Raw genomic sequence first — 16881 nt, forward strand, 5'->3', positions numbered from 1 at the left:
CAGGCGTCCTACGAGTTCGAGCCCTCGGCCGAGGGCCTGCTCGACGCGCTGCTGCCGAAGTACATCACCACGCGCATCTACGCGGCGATGCTCGAGTCGGCGGCGTCGGAGTCCGCGTCGCGCCGCCCCCGCCCGAGGCGCTGCTGCGCGCCTTCGGGCCGCCGGCGCCGGGCCGTGGCGGACTGCAGGAGCCGCCCTCGGGGCGCCCGGGCGGCCGGCGCACCTCCAGCGGGCCGTGGTGGAAGGCCGACGCCCGCAGCGACCCCTGGCGCGACCCCGCGTCGCCTGCCGGGCTGGGCGCACCCGCGGTCTACGACGAGGACGAGCAGCCCGGTCCCGTCGTCGTCGACGCCAAGGGGCGGCGCAAGCTCCGGCTGCGCGACGTCTCGGTCCGGCTGACCACCCTCGCCGTCCTGGCCCTGCTCCTCGTGGGCATCGTCGCCGGCGGTGTCGGCTGGTACCTGACGCGCACCGCCGACGAGACGCCGCTGTACACGCCGGGCACCACCCTCGCGCAGGTCGACCCGGGCGCCCCGCGCGAGCAGGGGTCGGTGGCCGAGATCGCCGCGGCGGTCACCCCGGCCGTCGTCTCGATCGAGGTCCGGGTCGGCCAGGCCGGGGCCACCGGCTCCGGGGTCGTCATCGACGGCGCCAACGGCTACATCGTCACGAACAACCACGTCATCTCCGGCGCCGACGACGTCGAGGGTGCCGAGATCCGCGCCGTCTTCTCCGACGGCAGCGGCTCGGCCGCGCGCATCGTCGGGCGCGACCCGGCCAGCGACATCGCCGTCATCAAGGTGGAGAAGCCGGGCCTGGTCACCGCCGAGCTGGGCCGCTCCGACGACGTCGTCGTCGGCGACCCGGTGGTCGCGATCGGCTCGCCTCTCGGGCTGGCCGGCACGGTGACCAGCGGCATCGTCAGCGCGCTCGACCGGCCGGTGCGGCTCAGCGGCGAGGGCACCGACACCAACGCCGTCATCAGCGCCGTGCAGACCGACGCCCCGATCAACCCGGGCAACTCCGGCGGTGCGCTGGTGGACGGCTCCGGGGCGCTGATCGGCATCAACACCGCGATCGCCTCGACCGGCGCCGGCGGCTCGATCGGCCTGGGCTTCGCGATCCCGGTCGACACGGTCGTGCGGATCACCGAGCAGCTGATCGCGACCGGCTCCGCCGAGCACGCGACCCTGGGCGTCAACGCGCGGTCGGTGACCGACGGCACCCGCGACGGCGCCCTGGTGCTGAACGTCGAGCCGGGCAGCGCCGCGGCCCGGGCCGGCATCCGCGACGAGGACATCATCATCGCCGTCGACGGCACGCCGGTCGGCAGCTCCGAGGAGCTGGTGGTCGCCGTCGACGCCCGCGCGCCCGGCGACGAGGTCACGATCGAGTTCGTCCGCGGTGGGGGCGAGTCCCAGACGGTCCGGGCCACCCTCGACCCCGCCTGATTCGCTGGGCGTTCACCCGGGGCTTCTACGCTGGGCGTCCACGGAGGAGGGAGCGCGGCATGTTCGACTCGATCGGCTGGGGCGAGATCGTCGTCCTGGCGCTCGCCGCGCTGTTCATCTTCGGTCCCGACCGGCTGCCGCACCTGGCCAAGGACGCCGCCGCAGGGCTCAAGCGGGTCCGCGCCGCGATCACCGGCGTCCGCGAGCAGATGCACGACTCCATGGGCGACGACTTCGCCGAGCTGCGGGACCTGGACCTGCGGAAGTACCACCCCCGCACGTTCATCCGCGACCAGCTGATGGGCGACGACGGCCCCACCGTCCACCGCGGCAGCGCGACCGGCACCGCCGGGCTCGCGGCCGCCGCCGGGACGGTCACCGCGCGCGAGGCGGCCCGCCCCCGCGACCGCAGCACCCCGCCGCCGTTCGACGTCGACGCCACCTGACCCCGGACGCACGAGAGGCCGGCTCCCCGGCGGGGAACCGGCCTCTCGTGACGTCCGGGCTACTTGCGGACGGGAGTGAGCCCCAGCGACATGCCCTGCAGGCCGCGCTGGCGGCTGGCCAGCCCGTCGGCGATCTTCTCCAGCGCCTTGGCGGCCGGGGTCTCCGGGTCGGCCAGCACGATCGGGGCACCGGCGTCGCCGGCCTCCCGCAGGCGGGTGTCCAGCGGCACCTGGCCGAGCAGCGGCACCCGGGCACCGAGGGTGCGGGTCAGCGCGTCGGAGACCGTCTGGCCGCCACCGGAGCCGAAGACCTCCATGCGCGTGCCGTCGGGCAGCTCCATCCAGCTCATGTTCTCGATGACGCCGATGACCTGCTGGTGGGTCTGCGTGGCGATCGCGCCGGCCCGCTCGGCCACCTCGGCGGCGGCCAGCTGCGGGGTGGTGACGACGAGGATCTCGGCGTTCGGCAGCAGCTGCGCGATCGAGATGGCGACGTCGCCGGTGCCCGGGGGGAGGTCCAGCAGCAGGACGTCGAGGTCGCCCCACCACACGTCGGCCAGGAACTGCTGCAGCGCGCGGTGCAGCATCGGGCCACGCCACACGACCGGGGTGTTGCCCGGGGTGAACATGCCGATCGAGATGACCTTCACGCCCATCGACTGCGGCGGCATGATCATGTTGTCGACCTGGGTGGGCTTGTCGTCCACGCCCAGCATCCGCGGCACCGAGTGGCCGTAGATGTCGGCGTCCACGACGCCGACCGAGAGGCCGCGCTTGGCCAGCGCCGCCGCGAGGTTCACCGTGACGCTGGACTTGCCCACGCCGCCCTTGCCGGAGGCGACGGCGTAGACGCGGGTCAGCGAGCCGGGCTGGGCGAAGGGGATGACCGGGTCGGCGGCATCGGTGCCGCGCACGGTCTTGCGCAGCTCCGCCCGCTGCTCGTCGTTCATGACGTCGAGGCCGACCTGGACGCCGGTGACGCCGGGGACGTTGCCGACCGCCTGGGTGACCCGGTTGGTGATCGTCTCGCGCATCGGGCAGCCCGCGACGGTCAGGTAGACCTCGACGCGGACGGTGCCGTCGGGGCCGATCTGGACGTCCTTGACCATGCCCAGCTCGGTGAGCGGGCGGTTGATCTCCGGGTCCTGGACGGTGGCCAGTGCGGCGGTGATGGCGTCGAGCGCCGGCGCGCCGGTCAGCTGGTCGGACATGGTTGCGGCTGTCTCCTTCGACGGGGGACCCCGGTCGGCGGTCACGCGGCGTGGAGCGGCGACCTGCGCGATCGGGTCGCCTGCCACTGTACGGCGGGCGGCGACGCGCGCCGTCCGCCGGAGGGTGATCTGGCGCGCACGGGCAGGTCATAGGGTCGGAGGCGTGCCCGTCGACCGCGCCCGCACCGTCCGGGACTCCATGGGTCTCGGGCTCGCCGTCGGGCTGTACGGCGTGGCGTTCGGCGCCTCGGCCGACGCGGCCGGCCTGGACGCGTGGCAGGCGATGGTGCTCTCGGCGCTGATGTTCACCGGCGCCTCCCAGTTCGCCATGGTCGGCGTGCTGGGCGCCGGGGGGAGCCCGGCCGCCGCGGTCGGCAGTGCCCTGCTCCTCGGCACCCGGAACACCGTCTACGGCGTCCGGATGGCGCCGCTGCTCGCGCCGCGCGGCGCGCTGCGGCGGGCCGGTGCCGCGCACTGGGTGATCGACGAGACGACGGCGATGGCCGTGGCCGCACCCGACCGGGAGACCGGGCGGCTGGCGTTCTGGGTCACCGGCGCCAGCATCTACCTGGGCTGGAACGTGATGACCCTCGTCGGCGTGCTCGGCGCCTCCGGGCTGGGCGGTACGGCGTCCGCCGCGCTCGACTCGGTGGTCCCCGCCGCCTTCCTCGCCCTGCTGTGGCCGCGGCTGCGGCGGGGGTTCGCCGAGCACACCGTCCAGCGGCGGGTGGCCGTCGGTGGCGCGGTGGTGGCCCTGGCGCTGACCCCGTTCGTGCCGGCGGGCGTGCAGGTGATCGCCGCCGCGGTGGCCGTGGCGCTGGCCGGACGCCCACGGCGGCAGGTGGCGGCGTGAGCGCCGTCTGGACCGCCGTCGTCGTCGGCTCGGTCGGCTGCTACCTGCTCAAGCTGGCGGGGCTGTCGGTGCCCGCGGCGTGGGTGGAGCAGCCGTGGGTGGCCCGCGTCGTGGACTTCGTGCCGGCCGCGCTGCTCGCCGCGCTGGTCGCGGTGCAGGGGCTGACGAGCGGGAACGAGCTGGTGGTCGACGGCCGGCTGGCCGGCCTCGCGGTGGCGGCCCTGGCCCTCGCCCTCCGGGCGCCGTTCATCGTCGTGCTGGTCCTCGCCGGGGCCGCCGGGGCCGGGGTGCACCTGGTCACCACCTGACCACGCGCGCGCGCCGACCCGCTAGCTTGTTGCAACCGATTTGCAACAAGCGCTGCCCGGCGGCGCCCGACGTCAGGAGGTCCGGTGCCCCGGTCCGTCCGTGCCCCTTCCGCCCGACGGGCCGCGGCCCTGGTCGCCGTCGCCCTGCTGGCCGGTGCCTGCACGGCGCCGGGGAGCGGCGGCGAGGAGGCGGGGGAGGACGCCCGGCGGCTGGTGCTGGCCGACGCCTACGAGCCCGAGCCGCTCAACCCGGTGGCCGGGCACGGGGAGACCGGCTACTCCAAGGTCTACGACGGCCTGGTCCGCCTGGCCGGCGGCCCCGGCATGCCGGAGCTGGAGCCGGCACTGGCCGAGGAGGTGCCCCAGCCGGACGCCGACGCGCGTACCTGGACGGTGCTGCTGCGCGACGACGTGACCTTCTCCGACGGCACGAGCTTCGGCCCCGAGGACGTCGTCGCCACCTACCGGGCCGTGCTGGACCCGGCGTCGGCGTCCCCGATCGCGGGCAACTTCGCGATGGTCGAGTCGGTCCGGCCGGTCGGCGAGCGGACCGTCGTCTTCCGGCTCGCCTACCCCTACGCCGCCTTCCCGGTGAAGCTGCTGCTCGGCATCGCGCCGTCCGAGGCGCTGGCCACGCCGGGCCCCGCGGAGGAGTCCGAGCTCAACACCCGTCCGGTCGGCACCGGCCCGTTCGTGCTCGCCGAGCGGCGCGGGGACCGCAGCGTCTACCGCGCCAACCCCGACCACTGGGACGGCGCCCCGGAGGTCGAGGAGCTCGTCGTCGAGCACGTCCCCGACGACAACACCCGCGCCCAGCGCATGGCGGCGGGCGAGTTCGACGGGACGACGCTGCCGCCGCTGCTCGCCGGGACCTTCGCCGACCGCGAGGGGATGACCGTGGTCGGCCACGAGAGCGCCGACTACCGCTCGGTCTCGCTGCCGGCCGGCAGCCCGGTCACCGGTGACCCCGCCGTCCGCAGGGCGCTGAACCACGCCGTCGACCGGGACGCGATGGTGCGGTCGATCCTCGGTGGGCGGGGGGAGCCGGCCTTCACACCGGTGCCCGAGGTGTTCGGCGAGCACCACGACCCCGGGGCCGTCTTCGCGCACGACCCGGACCGGGCGCGCCGGCTGCTCGACGAGGACGGCTGGGTGCCCGGCCCCGACGGCGTGCGGGTGCGGGAGGGCGTGCGGGCGGAGTTCACGCTCATGTACTTCCCCGAGGAGACGCTGCGCCGCGACCTCGCCCAGGCGTTCGCCTCCGACGCGCTGGCCGTCGGCGTCGAGGTGGACCTCGAGGCGGTGGACCGGCCGCAGTTCCGCCCCCGGATCCCCGTGGACGCCGGTCTGCTCGGCGGCGGGGACGTCCCCTACGACCCCGACACCCAGCTCTACAACGGGCTGCACTCCGTCTACACCCGCGAGGGCGTCGGCGGACCGTTCGACAACCCCTCCGACCACGTCGACCCCGCCGTGGACGCAGCCCTGGACGCCGGCCGCCGGAGCCTTGACCCGCAGGAGCGGGTGGCCGCCTACCGCACGGTGCAGCAGCGGTTCGTCGCCGACCCGCCGGCGGTGATGCTGGCCTTCCTCGAGCACGTCTACGTCATGCGGGACGCCGGCTGGGCCGGGCAGGAGCCGGTGCTCGAGCCGCACTCGCACGGGGTGAGCTGGGGCCCGTGGTGGAACCTGCGGGAGTGGCGGTGGGAGGGCTGACGGCCACCCGGCCGGTGGCGGCACCGGCCGGGACGCCGCGCCCGCGCCCGGGACCGGTCGCGCACGCCCCCCGCCGGCGGGCGGCCCGGCGGATGGCGGCCCGGCGGCTGCTGCTCGCCCTCCCGGTGCTGCTCGGCGTCTCGGTTGCGGTCTTCGCGGCGGCCGCGGCCTCGCCGTTCGACCCGCTGGCCGGCTACCTCGGCGACCGCTACCTCACCGCCGGCCAGGAGGTCCAGGACCGGATCGCCGGGGAGCTGGGCACCGACCGGGCGTGGTGGGTGCAGTACGGCTGGTGGCTGGGGGAGCTGCTCACCGGTGACCTGGGCACCTCCCGGTCCTACGCGCAGCCGGTCGCGCAGGTGGTGGCCGAGCGGCTGCCCTGGACCCTGCTGCTCGTAGGTGTCGCGCTGGCCCTCGCCGTCGTCCTGGCGCTGCTGCTGGGCACCTGGTCGGCCCACCGGCGCGGCGGCTGGGTCGACCGGCTGGTGACGCCGGTGTGCCTGCTCGTCCAGGCGGTGCCGCCGTTCGTCGTCGCGCTCGGCGCGGTCTCGGTGTTCGGCCTGGCGCTGGGCTGGCTGCCGGTCGCCGGCCTGACCGACGCCGGGGCGGAGCTCTCGGCCGGCCAGGTCGCCCGCCACCTGGTGCTCCCGGCGGCCGTCCTGGCGGTGTCGCAGCTGCCCTGGCTGCTGCTCAACGTCCGCGAGTCGCTGCTGCGGGCCCTGGCCGAGGACCACGTCGTCGCCGCCCGCGCCCGGGGCCTCTCCGAGCGCACGGTGGTGCTCCGGCACGCCCTGCCCACGGCGCTGCTGCCGTTCGTCACCCTCGTCGGCGCGCGGCTGCCCGAGCTTGTGGTCGGCGCGGTGCTGGTCGAGGAGGTCTTCAGCTGGCCGGGCCTGGCCCAGGCGGTCGTCACCTCCGCCGTCGAGGTGGACTTCCCGCTGCTGGCGTTCCTCACCCTGCTGACCACCGCGGCCGTGCTGCTCGGCTCGCTGCTCGCCGACGTCGCCTACGTGCTGCTCGACCCGCGGGTGTCCGCGGATGGCTGAGCGCCGCGGGCGGCTGGTCGCCGGGGTGGTGCTGCTCGCGCTGCTCGTCGGCTACGCCGTCGTCGTCCCCTGGGCGGCCGGGGTGGACGACCGGGTCACCGACTTCGCCGCCGCCCGGCAGGGCCCCTCGCCCGCGCACCCCTTCGGCACCGACTCCGCCGGGCGCGACCTGTTCGTGCGGACCGCCGCCGGCCTGCGGGTCTCGCTGCTGGTCGCGGTGGTCTGCGCCGTGCTCTCCACCGTGCTGGGCGCGCTGGTCGGCGCCCTGTCGGCGGCGGCCGGCGGCTGGGCGGACCGGCTGGTCATGCGGCTGGTCGACGGCGTCAACGCGGTCCCGCACCTGCTGCTGGGCATCGTGCTCGTCGCGCTGTACCGCGGCAGCCTGGTGGCGATCATCGCCTCGATCGCGCTCACGCACTGGACCCAGGTCGCGCGGATCGTGCGGGCGGAGGTGCTGTCGCTGCGCGACCGGGAGCACGTCGACGCCGCGGTCCTGGCCGGCGCCGGCCGGTGGTGGGTCACCCGCCGCCACCTGCTGCCGGCCGTCCTGCCGCAGGCGCTGGTGGCCGCGACCCTGCTGCTCCCGCACGCGGTGTGGCACGAGTCGACCCTGAGCTTCCTCGGCCTGGGCCTGCCGCCGCACCGGGCCAGCCTCGGCACGCTGCTGGAGGAGGCGCGCAGCTCGCTGCTGCTCGGCGGCTGGTGGACGCTGGTCTTCCCGGCGCTCGGGCTGGTGCTCGCCACCCTGGCCGTCGCGGCGGTGGGCTCTGCGCTGCGGGACCGGGCCGCGCTGCCCCGGCGGGCGGTGGTGGAGCTGTGAGCACGGCGCTCGCCGTCTCGGGCCTGACGGTGCGTTTCGAGCTGCCCCGCCGGGGGAGCCGGGTGCACGCGGCCACCGACGTCTCCTTCGACCTGCGCAGGGGGCGGGTGCTCGCGCTGGTCGGGGAGAGCGGGTGCGGCAAGTCGGTGCTGGCGTCGGCGCTGCTGCGCCTGCTGCCGGGGAACGCGACGGTCACCGGCCGGGCGCTGCTGGGGGAGCTGGACCTGCTCGCCGCCCCAGGCCGGGTGCTCCGCGGTGAGGTCAGGGGACGGCGGGTCGCGCTGGTGCCGCAGTCGGCGGCGACGGCGCTGACCCCGGTGCGCACCGCACGCGCGCAGCTCGAGGAGACCGTGCGGGAGCTGGTGCCCGGCGCGGACCCCCGGGGCCGGGCCGACGAGCTGGCGCACCGCGTGGGGCTGCAGCCTGGCGACCTGGACCGCTACCCGCACCAGCTCTCCGGCGGGATGGCGCAGCGCGTCGTCGTCGCGCTCGCGCTGGCCGGCGACCCGGAGGTGGTGCTCGCCGACGAGCCCACCGCCGGGTTGGACCGGCCGCTGGTGGACCGCACCCTCGGCCTGCTGCGGGAGGTGGCCGACGGCGGGCGCGCGGTCCTGCTGATCACCCACGACCTCGGCGCGCTGCTGCGCACGCCGGCTGCGGCCGACGACCTCGCCGTCATGTACGCCGGCCGGCTGCTGGAGACCGGCCCGGCCCGCGAGGTGCTGGCCGCCCCGGCGCACGACTACACCCGCGACCTGCTGGGCGCGCTGCCCTCCGGCGGGCTGGTGCCCGTCCCGGGTGCCCCGCCGTCGCTCACCGACCTGCCCGACGGCTGCGCGTACCACCGGCGCCGTCCCGACGCCGGGCCGTGCGACGGCGGGGACGTCGTCCACCGCTCGGGGGACCGCGCCACCCGCTGCCGTCCGGCCGGGGCCGGGCCGTGCTGACCCTCGACGGCGTGACGGCCGGCTGGACGGCGGAGGTCCCCGTGCTCACCGGTGTGCGGCTGCGGGTGGCTCCCGGCGAGGTCGTGGGGCTGACCGGGCCCAGCGGCGGCGGGAAGTCGACGCTGGCCCGGGTGGCGGCGCTGCTGCTGGCGCCGCAGGCCGGCCGGGTGGCCGTCGACGACGTGCCGGTGACCGGGGTGCGGTACGCCGTGCCCCCGGCGCTGCGGGGCTCGGTCGGCATGGTCTTCCAGTCGCCCCGGCGCTCGGTGGACCCCCGCCTGCGGCTGGCCGACGTGATTGCCGAGCCGCTGCGCGTGCCGGGCACGGCGACCGCGGGCCGGCGCCGGGCAGGGGCCCGGGACGCCCGGGTGGCGGAGCTGGCCGACCGGGTGGGGCTCACCGGTGACCTGCTGCGCCGCCGGCCGCAGGAGGTGAGCGACGGCCAGCTGCAGCGCGCCTGCCTGGCCCGGGCGCTGGCCCAGCGGCCGCGGTACCTGGTGTGCGACGAGATGACCGCGATGCTGGACGCCTCCACCGCGGCGGCCCTGGTGTCGCTGGTCCGCGCCGAGGCGCACGCGGGCCGCCTGGGCGTGCTGGCCGTCAGCCACGACGACGACCTGCTGGCGGCCTGGGCGGACCGGGTCGCCGACGTGCGGGCCTGGTCGGCGCGCCCGCAGCCGCAGGTCCCGGTGCCCGGGGACGATCGGCGGTCGTGACGACGCTGCTCCGGGGTCCCGAGACGGTCCGGGCAGCTGCGGCCGCGCTCGCCGGTGTGCTCGCCGGGGTGGCAGCCAAGGCGGCCGACGAGTCCGGGTGGCAGTGGGCCGCCGACCTGGGCACGTACCCGGCGGCGTGGGTGCTGGCCGTCGCGCTGCTCGGTCGCTGTGCGCGTCGCCCGGGGTGGCGGCCCTCCGGGGTGCGGTCTTCTTCGCCGCGATGACGCTGGCCTACTACTCCTACGCCGCCTGGGCCCTGGGCTTCGGCTGGAACCGGCTGCTGCCGGTCTGGCTGCTGCTCTCGGCGACGACGGTGGCCGCGACCGCCGCCGGGGTGTGGTGGGCGACCCGCCGCGCGGGCCCGCTCCCCGGCGCGGCCATGGCGCTCGGCGCCGGCATCGTGCTGGCCGGCGGGCAGTTCCTGTCGCTGTGGTGGGCGCCGGCCGACGGCGCGCCGCCGCTCCACCCCGTGCAGGGCGCCGTCGACGGCGTCGTCGCCCTGGCGCTCGTCCTGGGTCTGCCGCGCCACCTGCCCACCCGGCTGTGGGGGGCGGCCCTCCTGGCCCCCATGACCTGGGTGGCGCTGCGGCTCTTCGACACCTTCGGCGGGCTGATCGGCTGACCGCGGCTAGGCCGACGGCGCCGCGCTGCGCAGCTCGGCGTCCTCGCGCTCCCGCTTCTTGCGCTTCTTGTCGCGCTTGTCGCCGTCCTCGCCCTCGTCGCTGGACATCCGGTTGAGCTCGCCGCGGATGAAGTCACGGGTGGCCAGCTCGCCGATCGCCACGCGCAGGGCGGCGAGCTCGCGGGTCACGTACTCGGTGTCGGCTCGGGTCTGCGCGGCCCGGTTCCGGTCCTCCTCGGCCTGCACGCGGTCCCGGTCGGCCTGACGGTTCTGCGCCAGGAGGATCAGCGGTGCGGCGTAGGCGGCCTGGGTGGAGAACGCCAGGTTGAGCAGGATGAACGGGTAGGGGTCCCACCGGAGCTGGACGGCGAAGACGTTCAGGCAGATCCAGACGACCACGATGATCGTCTGGACGGCGAGGAACCGGCCGGTGCCGAGGAACCGCGCGATGCCCTCGGCGAACTGGCCCACGGCGTCCGGGTTGAGCCGGAGGAAGCCACCGAGCCTGCGGGTGCTGCCGCGGGGGACGTCGAGGCGCTGGGGGGTGTCAGCCACGACGCGACCGCTCCCGCCAGTCGTCGGGGAGCAGGTGGTCCAGGACGTCGTCCACGCTCACGGCGCCGACGAGCCGGCCCTTGTCGTCGACGACGGGCGCGGCGACCAGGTTGTAGGTCGCGAAGTAGTGCGTGACCTCGGCCAGCGGGGTCTCCGGCCGCAGCGGCTCGAGGTCGTCCAGCACACCGCTGACCAGCGTCGACGGCGGCTCGCGCAGCAGCCGCTGGATGTGGGCGAGCCCGAGGTAGCGGCCGGTGGGGGTGGCCGACGGCGGGCGGCAGACGTAGACCTGGCTGGCCAGCGACGGGGTGATCTCCGGCTGGCGGACCCGGGCCAGCGCCTCGGCGATGGTCGCGTCGGGGGCGAGGATCACCGGCTCGCTGGTCATCATGCCGCCGGCGGTGTCCTCGGAGTACTTGAGCAGCTGCCGCACCGGCTCGGCCTCGTCGGGCTCCATGAGCTCCAGCAGCCGGTTGCGGTCGACGTTCGACAGCTCCGACAGCAGGTCCGCCGCGTCGTCGGGGTCCATCTCCTCGAGGACGTCGGCGGCCCGGCTGTCCTCGAGGGTGCCCAGGATGGTGATCTGCTCGGCCTCGGGCAGCTCGCCCAGGACGTCGGCGAGCCGCTCGTCGTCCATGGCCTCGGCGACCTCGTGCCGGCGCTTGATCGGCAGCTCCTGGAGGGCGTGCGCCATGTCGGCGGCGTTGAGCTCGCGGTAGGTGGCGATCAGCGTCTCGGCGCCCTGGCCGGTCTGCGGGAGGGCCAGCCCGGTGACCTCGTCCCACGCGACCTGGTGCAGCTGACCGCGGCGGCCGATGCGCCCCGGCTCCTGGACGGCGAGCCGGGAGAGCACCCAGTCGCCGGTCCGGGTCTGCTCCATCCCGGCGTCGACGACGTGCGCCGGCCGGCCGGACTCGTTGATCGTCACCTGCCGGTCGAGCAGCTCGCCGAGGACGAGCGTCTCCCCGGCCCGCTGCTCGAAGCGCTTCAGGTTCAGCGTGCCCGAGGCCAGCATCACCGCGCCCGGGTCGATCGCGGTCACCCGGCCCATGGGCACGAAGATCCGGCGGCGGGCCACGACCTCGACGACGACGCCGAGCACCCGGGGGGCCGCGGTGCCCACGCGCAGCGCGATCACGACGTCGCGGACCTTGCCCACGCGGTCGCCGTTCGGGTCGAAGACGGTGAGCCCCGCCAGGCGGGACACGTAGGCCCTGGTCACGGTGCTCACGGACCCTCCTCGCCGGCGCTCGTCGGCCCCTCGACCGGGGTGCGGTGTCCTGCGGCGACCACCTCTCCGGGTCACCGAGGGCTGAGGTTACCGTCGCCACCGTGGCCGCCCCGGAAACGCTGGACTACGAGATCGTGGACGTGTTCGCCCCGCGGGCGTTCGCCGGCAACCCGCTGGCCGTCGTCTTCGACGCCGACCACCTGAGCACCGAGCAGTGCCAGGCCCTGGCGAACGAGTTCCACCTCTCGGAGACGTCGTTCCTCTGCGCGCCGCGCGAGCCGGGCGCCGACTACCGGGTGCGCATCTTCACGACGTCGGACGAGCTGCCGTTCGCCGGCCACCCGAGCGTCGGCGCGGCGCACACGCTGGTGCGCACCGGCCGGCTGCCCGCCGGCACGCTGCGGCAGGAGTGCGGCGCCGGCGTCCTCGACGTGGTGGTGGACGGCGACGGCGCGACGCTGACCGGGGGCCGGCCGACGCTGGCCGACGGCCCGGCGGCGGAGGAGCTGGCGCGTGCCATGGGGCTGACCGCCGCCGACACCACCGGCGTGCCGGTCGCGCTCGCCGGCTGCGGCCTGCCGTTCTCCTACCTCTCGGTCTCCCCGGACGCCGTCGACCGCGCGGTGCCGGACAAGGCCGCGCTGGCCGTGCTGGGGGTGGGGGAGGGCGTCTCGGTGCTGTCCTGGGACGCCGCGACCGCCACCGCCTACGCGCGCGTCTTCGCCCAGGCCGACGCCTGGGAGGACCCGGCCACCGGCTCGGCCGCGCTGGGCACCGGGGTGTGGCTCGTGGAGAGCGGCCTGCTCGGCGGCGAGGGCACGTCGGGCTACACGGTCCGGCAGGGCGAGGCGATGGGCCGCCCGTCGGTGCTCGAGTGCACGGTCACGGCCGCCGGTGGGCGGGCGGTCTCCGCGACGGTCCGGGGCGCGGTCGTCCCGGTGGCCTCCGGGCGCATCCGGGTCCCCTCCTGAACGCCACCGCGGCGTCGGCCTGGGCGCTGCACCGCCCCGGCGCCCGGGACGTCGGGCTGCTGTCGCTCGCCGTCGTCGGGGTCTCGCTGTCCGCGCCGCTGACCGCGATGGTCACCGCGCCGATGCTGGCGCTGGCCTTCTGGCGCAACGCCGCGGGCGCCGCCGCCCTGCTGCCGGTCCTCCTGACCCGCGAGCGGTCGACGCTGGCCGGCCTGCGCCCGCGGGACCTCGCCAGCTCCGTCGTCGCCGGGCTGTTCCTCGCCGCCCACTTCGCCTCGTGGCTGCCGAGCCTGTCGATGACCTCGGTCGCGGCCTCCGTCGCGCTGGTGACCACGACCCCGATCTGGACCGCGCTGGCCGCCCGCGTCTCCGGCGTGCAGCTCCCGGCCGCGGTCTGGTGGGGCCTGCTGCTCGCCTTCGCCGGCGTGGTCCTGATCGTCGGGGTGGACGTCACGGTGAGCGCGGAGGCCCTGCTCGGTGACGGCCTGGCGCTGCTGGGGGCGATCTGCGCCGGGGGCTACGTGCTGGCCGGCGCCCGGGCCCGGCAGCGGCTGGCGACGTCGGCGTACGCGGTGGTCTGCTACTCGGTGTGCGCGGTGGTCGTCGCCGTCTCCGCCCTGGTGGCCGACGTGCCGCTGGCCGGCTTCGAGGCCCGCGACTGGTGGCTGGTCGCCGGCATCACGGTCTCGGCCCAGCTGTTCGGGCACACGCTGCTCAACCTGGTCCTGTCCTCGGTCGGCCCGACGGTCGTGAGCCTCGCCGTCCTGCTGGAGGTGCCGGGCGCGCTGCTGTTCGCGCTCGTCCTGCTGGGCCAGGTCCCGCCCCTGCTGGCCCTGCCCGGGGTCGTCCTGGTGGTCGCGGGGGTGGCGCTGGTGGTGCGGGCCAGCCGTCCCACGACCTTGGTCGAGCCCGGCACCTGAGCCCGCCGGGGCCACAATGGCCATTTCGGCCCCTGCTGAGGAGTTGATCACTCCGCGGGGCGACCGGCGAGGGCCATCGCTACTCTCCGGTAACCGACTTTCCCGAGAAGCAGCGGAGGCACCGTGGCCGAGCTCCGATCCCGTCGTTCCAACCTCGCCGTCCCGGGCAGCAACCCCCGGTTCCTGGAGAAGGCCAAGGGCCTCCCGGCCGACCAGGTCTTCCTCGACCTGGAGGACGCCTGCGCGCCGCTGGCCAAGCCCGGCGCCCGCAAGAACATCGTCGCGGCGCTGAACGAGGGCGGCTGGGGCGAGAAGATCCGCACCGTCCGCGTCAACGACTGGACGACGGAGTGGACGTTCCAGGACGTGCTCGAGGTGGTCGGCGGCGCCGGCGCCAACCTCGACTGCATCATGCTGCCGAAGGTCCAGGACGCCGCGCAGGTCAAGGCGCTGGACATGCTGCTGACCCAGATCGAGAAGGCCAACGGCCTCGAGGTCGGCCGGATCGGCATCGAGGCGCAGATCGAGACCGCGCAGGGCCTGATCAACGTCAACGACATCGCGTTCGCCAGCGACCGCATCGAGACGATCATCTTCGGCCCCGCCGACTTCATGGCCAGCATCAACATGAAGTCGCTGGTCGTCGGCGCGCTGCACCCGGACTACCCGGGCGACCCGTTCCACTACATCCTCATGCAGATCCTCATGGCCGCCCGCGCCCGTGGCGTGCAGGCCATCGACGGCCCCTTCCTGCAGGTGCGCGACGTGCCCGCCTTCGAGGAGGTCGCCAAGCGCTCGGCGATGCTGGGCTTCGACGGCAAGTGGGTGCTGCACCCGGGCCAGATCGACGCCGCCAACGAGATCTACGCGCCGTCGCAGGAGGACTACGACCACGCCGAGCTGATCCTCGACGCCTACGACTGGGCGACGTCGGAGGCCGGCGGCAAGAAGGGCTCGGCCATGCTCGGCGACGAGATGATCGACGAGGCCAGCCGCAAGATGGCCCTGGTCATCGCCGGCAAGGGGCGTGCCGCCGGCCTGGCCCGGACGTCGTCCTTCACGCCGCCCGAGAGCTGACCCAGCACGACCCGACGGCGGTCCCGGAGCGATCCGGGGCCGCCGTCCGTCGTCTCCGGGCGGTGCCGCCCGCCTGTGGACAACCGCCTGGAGCCCGGCGGTCCTCCCGTTAGCGTTCCCGCCCGTCGAGGACGACGGGAGGACGGTGGGATGGCGGATCTGGCGTACAGCCTCGGGCTGCTGAGCAACCTGGGTGTCGAGCTGGTCGCGCTGGCGGCCGACCTGGAGGGGACCAGCCGTTCGACGAGCTGGGACCCGGTCGAGGTCGGGCACCGCACCGTCGCGGCAGCGCTCGAGGACTTCGCGGAAAGCTGGGCCGACCGTCGGGAGCTCCTCACCCGGGCGCTGGAGGACGTGGGCGGCCTGGCGAGGGCCGGCGCCGAGACGTTCCAGCGGGTGGACGAGGGGCTCGCCGGTGAGGTGCGCGACGTGACGGCGGGACGGTGAGCGCCCGGTCCGGCCGGTGGGAGCTGCTCGACCGCTGCGTGGACCCGGTCCCCGGCGACCCGGACGAGGTGCGGCGGCTGGCGGACGGCTTCGAGTCCACGGCCGAGGAGGTCGGCGACCTCACCCGCACGCTGCGCCGGCTGTCCGAGCTGGACGGCTGGCAGGGGCAGGCCGCGGAGACCTTCGCGGAGAAGGCCGAGGACCTGGCCGACGACCTCGGCGGGGCCGAGCGCCGCTACCGCGAGCTGGCCGCTGCCGTGCGGGGGTGGGTGGCGCCCCTGACCGCGGCGCGGGCGGAGAGCGCCGGCGCCCTGGCCGACGCGGTCGCCGCCGAGGAGGACCGGCGCCGGTGCGCGGACGACGTCCTCGCCGGCGTCGGCGACCCCACTCCCGCCCAGGTCGCCGCCCAGGACCAGCGGGAGGCCGACCACGCTGCCGCGCTGGCGCGCCTGCAGGCGGCCGGCCGGAGGCTGGAGGAGGCGCTCACTGCGCTCGAGGAGGCGGGGGACCGGACGGCGGCGGCGATCCGCGCGGCGTCCGAGCACGGTGCCGACCACGCGTGGGACGACCTCAAGGGCGCGGTCCGCGGCGCCGCCGACCTGCTGGACGCCGTCGCGACGGTGCTCGGCTACGTGGCCATGGCGCTCGCCGCGGTCACCCTCGTGGTGGTCCTGGTGGCCACCGCCCCGGCCTGGCTGGTCGCTCTGGGCCTGGTGGCCTCCGTCGCCCTGCTGGGCCTGCACGTGGCGCTGGCCGTGTCGGAGTCGGGCGCCGCCACCTGGACCGACGTGGGCCTGGACCTCCTCGGCATCGCGACGGCGGGGCTGGGCGGCGCCCTGGCGAGAGGGGTGGGTGCGGCGCTGCCCGCGCTGCGCGGGTCGGTGGCGCAGGCGGTGGGGCGGAACGCCCGGGCCTCCCGGCAGGCGGTGGAGGAGGGCATGGCCGACCACGTGCGGGCCGGCAGCGCCTCGGCGATCCAGGACCCGGGCAACCCGCTGAGGGTGTGGGGCGAGCAGTACCTGGACGCCGCGGCGGCCCGGGTGGCGGCCGAGGGTGCCGAGGCCACGGCGCGCGTCCAGGCCGGCGCCGTCACCGATGTCCCGTGGGGCCAGCGGCTCGGCATGCTGGACCGCGGGCTCGCGCAGGACCTCCTGGAGCTGCAGCGGCTGGCCGCCGAGGCCACGGCCGTCGGCTCGCCCCTGGCGGACGACGCCCTGCGCCTGGCCGAGGGGGCCCGGGTGGCCGGCGCCCTGCAGTCGGCGAGCACGTCGGTCGCCGTCCTCGACGGCGCCGACCAGCTGGCCGGCGACCTCGGTGGGCCGGACGGCCTGGTGTGGAAGGCCGACTTCCACCAGGCGCAGCAGAACCAGCTCTGGCGGGTGACGGGGGAGTGACCGCTGCAGCGCGGGGTGGGCTGCGGGTCTCGGTCGCCGGGTCGGGCAGGTGGCTCGCCCTCCCGCTCGTGGGTGACGTCGGCGCCGAGGCCGCGCGGGTCGCCGGCCACGCCCGCGCCGTGGCGCGGTGGGCGGCCGCGGCGGCGCGGG

Annotated in this window: 20 protein-coding genes; 17 read left to right on the forward strand and 3 right to left on the reverse strand. The window is 76.0% G+C overall.

Annotation, left to right across the window (positions count from 1 at the left end; all coding sequences use genetic code 11):
- Positions 1-51 precede the first annotated feature (51 nt).
- The 3 genes from E4P43_RS20965 to E4P43_RS18460 all read left to right on the forward strand — a co-directional run bounded on the left by E4P43_RS20965 (position 52) and on the right by E4P43_RS18460 (position 1897).
- Positions 52-399: a hypothetical protein gene (locus E4P43_RS20965; RefSeq protein WP_348522237.1), complete on the forward strand. Its 348-nt coding sequence runs from the start codon at positions 52-54 to the stop codon at positions 397-399.
- A gap of 152 nt (positions 400-551) precedes the next feature.
- Positions 552-1451, forward strand: a complete 900-nt coding sequence (locus tag E4P43_RS20970; RefSeq protein ID WP_348522238.1) for a trypsin-like peptidase domain-containing protein — start codon at positions 552-554, stop codon at positions 1449-1451.
- Between the two features lie 59 nt (positions 1452-1510).
- Entirely contained in the window at positions 1511-1897 is a 387-nt protein-coding gene (locus E4P43_RS18460; RefSeq protein WP_135146981.1) for a twin-arginine translocase TatA/TatE family subunit, read from the forward strand.
- Between the two features lie 59 nt (positions 1898-1956).
- On the opposite strand, the gene E4P43_RS18465 is transcribed toward E4P43_RS18460, so the two are convergent.
- On the reverse strand, positions 1957-3108 hold the full coding sequence (locus E4P43_RS18465; protein ID WP_135146982.1) for an Mrp/NBP35 family ATP-binding protein: 1152 nt from the start codon (positions 3106-3108) through the stop codon (positions 1957-1959).
- 163 nt (positions 3109-3271) lie between these two features.
- On the opposite strand from E4P43_RS18465, the gene E4P43_RS18470 reads away from it, so the two are divergent.
- From E4P43_RS18470 to E4P43_RS18510, 9 genes are all read left to right on the forward strand, one after another.
- Positions 3272-3961, forward strand: coding sequence for an AzlC family ABC transporter permease (locus E4P43_RS18470; protein ID WP_245159243.1), 690 nt, complete (start codon positions 3272-3274; stop codon positions 3959-3961).
- Positions 3958-4269 (forward strand): AzlD domain-containing protein, encoded by a 312-nt coding sequence (locus E4P43_RS18475; RefSeq protein ID WP_135146983.1) that lies wholly within the window; start codon positions 3958-3960, stop codon positions 4267-4269. Before E4P43_RS18470 ends, E4P43_RS18475 begins: the two co-directional genes overlap by 4 nt.
- Positions 4270-4353: 84 nt before the next feature.
- Positions 4354-5985: an ABC transporter substrate-binding protein gene (locus E4P43_RS18480; protein WP_135146984.1), complete on the forward strand. Its 1632-nt coding sequence runs from the start codon at positions 4354-4356 to the stop codon at positions 5983-5985.
- Positions 5973-7031 carry an ABC transporter permease gene (locus tag E4P43_RS18485; protein WP_209313964.1) on the forward strand — a complete coding sequence of 353 codons (1059 nt, stop codon included), beginning with the start codon at positions 5973-5975 and terminating at the stop codon, positions 7029-7031. Before E4P43_RS18480 ends, E4P43_RS18485 begins: the two co-directional genes overlap by 13 nt.
- Entirely contained in the window at positions 7024-7851 is an 828-nt protein-coding gene (locus E4P43_RS18490) for an ABC transporter permease (RefSeq protein WP_135146985.1), read from the forward strand. Before E4P43_RS18485 ends, E4P43_RS18490 begins: the two co-directional genes overlap by 8 nt.
- A complete protein-coding gene (locus E4P43_RS18495) occupies positions 7848-8798 on the forward strand; it encodes an ABC transporter ATP-binding protein (protein WP_135146986.1) in 951 nt (316 codons plus the stop codon). Before E4P43_RS18490 ends, E4P43_RS18495 begins: the two co-directional genes overlap by 4 nt.
- An 11-nt stretch (positions 8799-8809) precedes the next feature.
- Complete coding sequence (locus E4P43_RS18500) at positions 8810-9514, forward strand: ATP-binding cassette domain-containing protein (RefSeq protein ID WP_209313965.1); 705 nt, start codon at positions 8810-8812, stop codon at positions 9512-9514.
- On the forward strand, positions 9511-9738 hold the full coding sequence (locus E4P43_RS18505) for a hypothetical protein (RefSeq protein ID WP_135146988.1): 228 nt from the start codon (positions 9511-9513) through the stop codon (positions 9736-9738). The genes E4P43_RS18500 and E4P43_RS18505 overlap by 4 nt, the downstream gene beginning before the upstream one ends.
- On the forward strand, positions 9699-10136 hold the full coding sequence (locus E4P43_RS18510) for a hypothetical protein (RefSeq protein ID WP_135146989.1): 438 nt from the start codon (positions 9699-9701) through the stop codon (positions 10134-10136). The genes E4P43_RS18505 and E4P43_RS18510 overlap by 40 nt, the downstream gene beginning before the upstream one ends.
- Positions 10137-10142: 6 nt before the next feature.
- Here the strand turns inward: E4P43_RS18510 and E4P43_RS18515 are convergent, their stop codons facing one another.
- Together E4P43_RS18515 and E4P43_RS18520 are read right to left on the reverse strand one after the other, a co-directional pair.
- Complete coding sequence (locus E4P43_RS18515; protein ID WP_135146990.1) at positions 10143-10691, reverse strand: DUF1003 domain-containing protein; 549 nt, start codon at positions 10689-10691, stop codon at positions 10143-10145.
- Positions 10684-11922, reverse strand: coding sequence for a CBS domain-containing protein (locus tag E4P43_RS18520; RefSeq protein WP_135146991.1), 1239 nt, complete (start codon positions 11920-11922; stop codon positions 10684-10686). The genes E4P43_RS18515 and E4P43_RS18520 overlap by 8 nt, the downstream gene beginning before the upstream one ends.
- A gap of 101 nt (positions 11923-12023) precedes the next feature.
- Here E4P43_RS18520 and E4P43_RS18525 point away from each other — a divergent pair, with 101 nt between their 5' ends.
- The 5 genes from E4P43_RS18525 (at position 12024) to E4P43_RS18545 (ending at position 16731) form a co-directional block, all read left to right on the forward strand.
- The gene (locus E4P43_RS18525) at positions 12024-12893 is read left to right on the forward strand and encodes a PhzF family phenazine biosynthesis protein (protein ID WP_135146992.1); all 870 of its coding nucleotides are present in this window, start codon (positions 12024-12026) and stop codon (positions 12891-12893) included.
- Positions 12797-13813: a DMT family transporter gene (locus E4P43_RS18530; RefSeq protein ID WP_245159244.1), complete on the forward strand. Its 1017-nt coding sequence runs from the start codon at positions 12797-12799 to the stop codon at positions 13811-13813. Before E4P43_RS18525 ends, E4P43_RS18530 begins: the two co-directional genes overlap by 97 nt.
- 123 nt (positions 13814-13936) lie before the next feature.
- Positions 13937-14890: a CoA ester lyase gene (locus E4P43_RS18535; RefSeq protein WP_135146993.1), complete on the forward strand. Its 954-nt coding sequence runs from the start codon at positions 13937-13939 to the stop codon at positions 14888-14890.
- Positions 14891-15040: 150 nt separating this feature from the next.
- Complete coding sequence (locus tag E4P43_RS18540) at positions 15041-15337, forward strand: hypothetical protein (protein ID WP_135146994.1); 297 nt, start codon at positions 15041-15043, stop codon at positions 15335-15337.
- Complete coding sequence (locus tag E4P43_RS18545) at positions 15334-16731, forward strand: hypothetical protein (RefSeq protein WP_135146995.1); 1398 nt, start codon at positions 15334-15336, stop codon at positions 16729-16731. Before E4P43_RS18540 ends, E4P43_RS18545 begins: the two co-directional genes overlap by 4 nt.
- Positions 16732-16881: the final 150 nt, after the last annotated feature.

This window comes from Blastococcus sp. TF02A-35, from assembly GCF_004571075.1.
GTDB lineage: Bacteria > Actinomycetota > Actinomycetes > Mycobacteriales > Geodermatophilaceae > Blastococcus.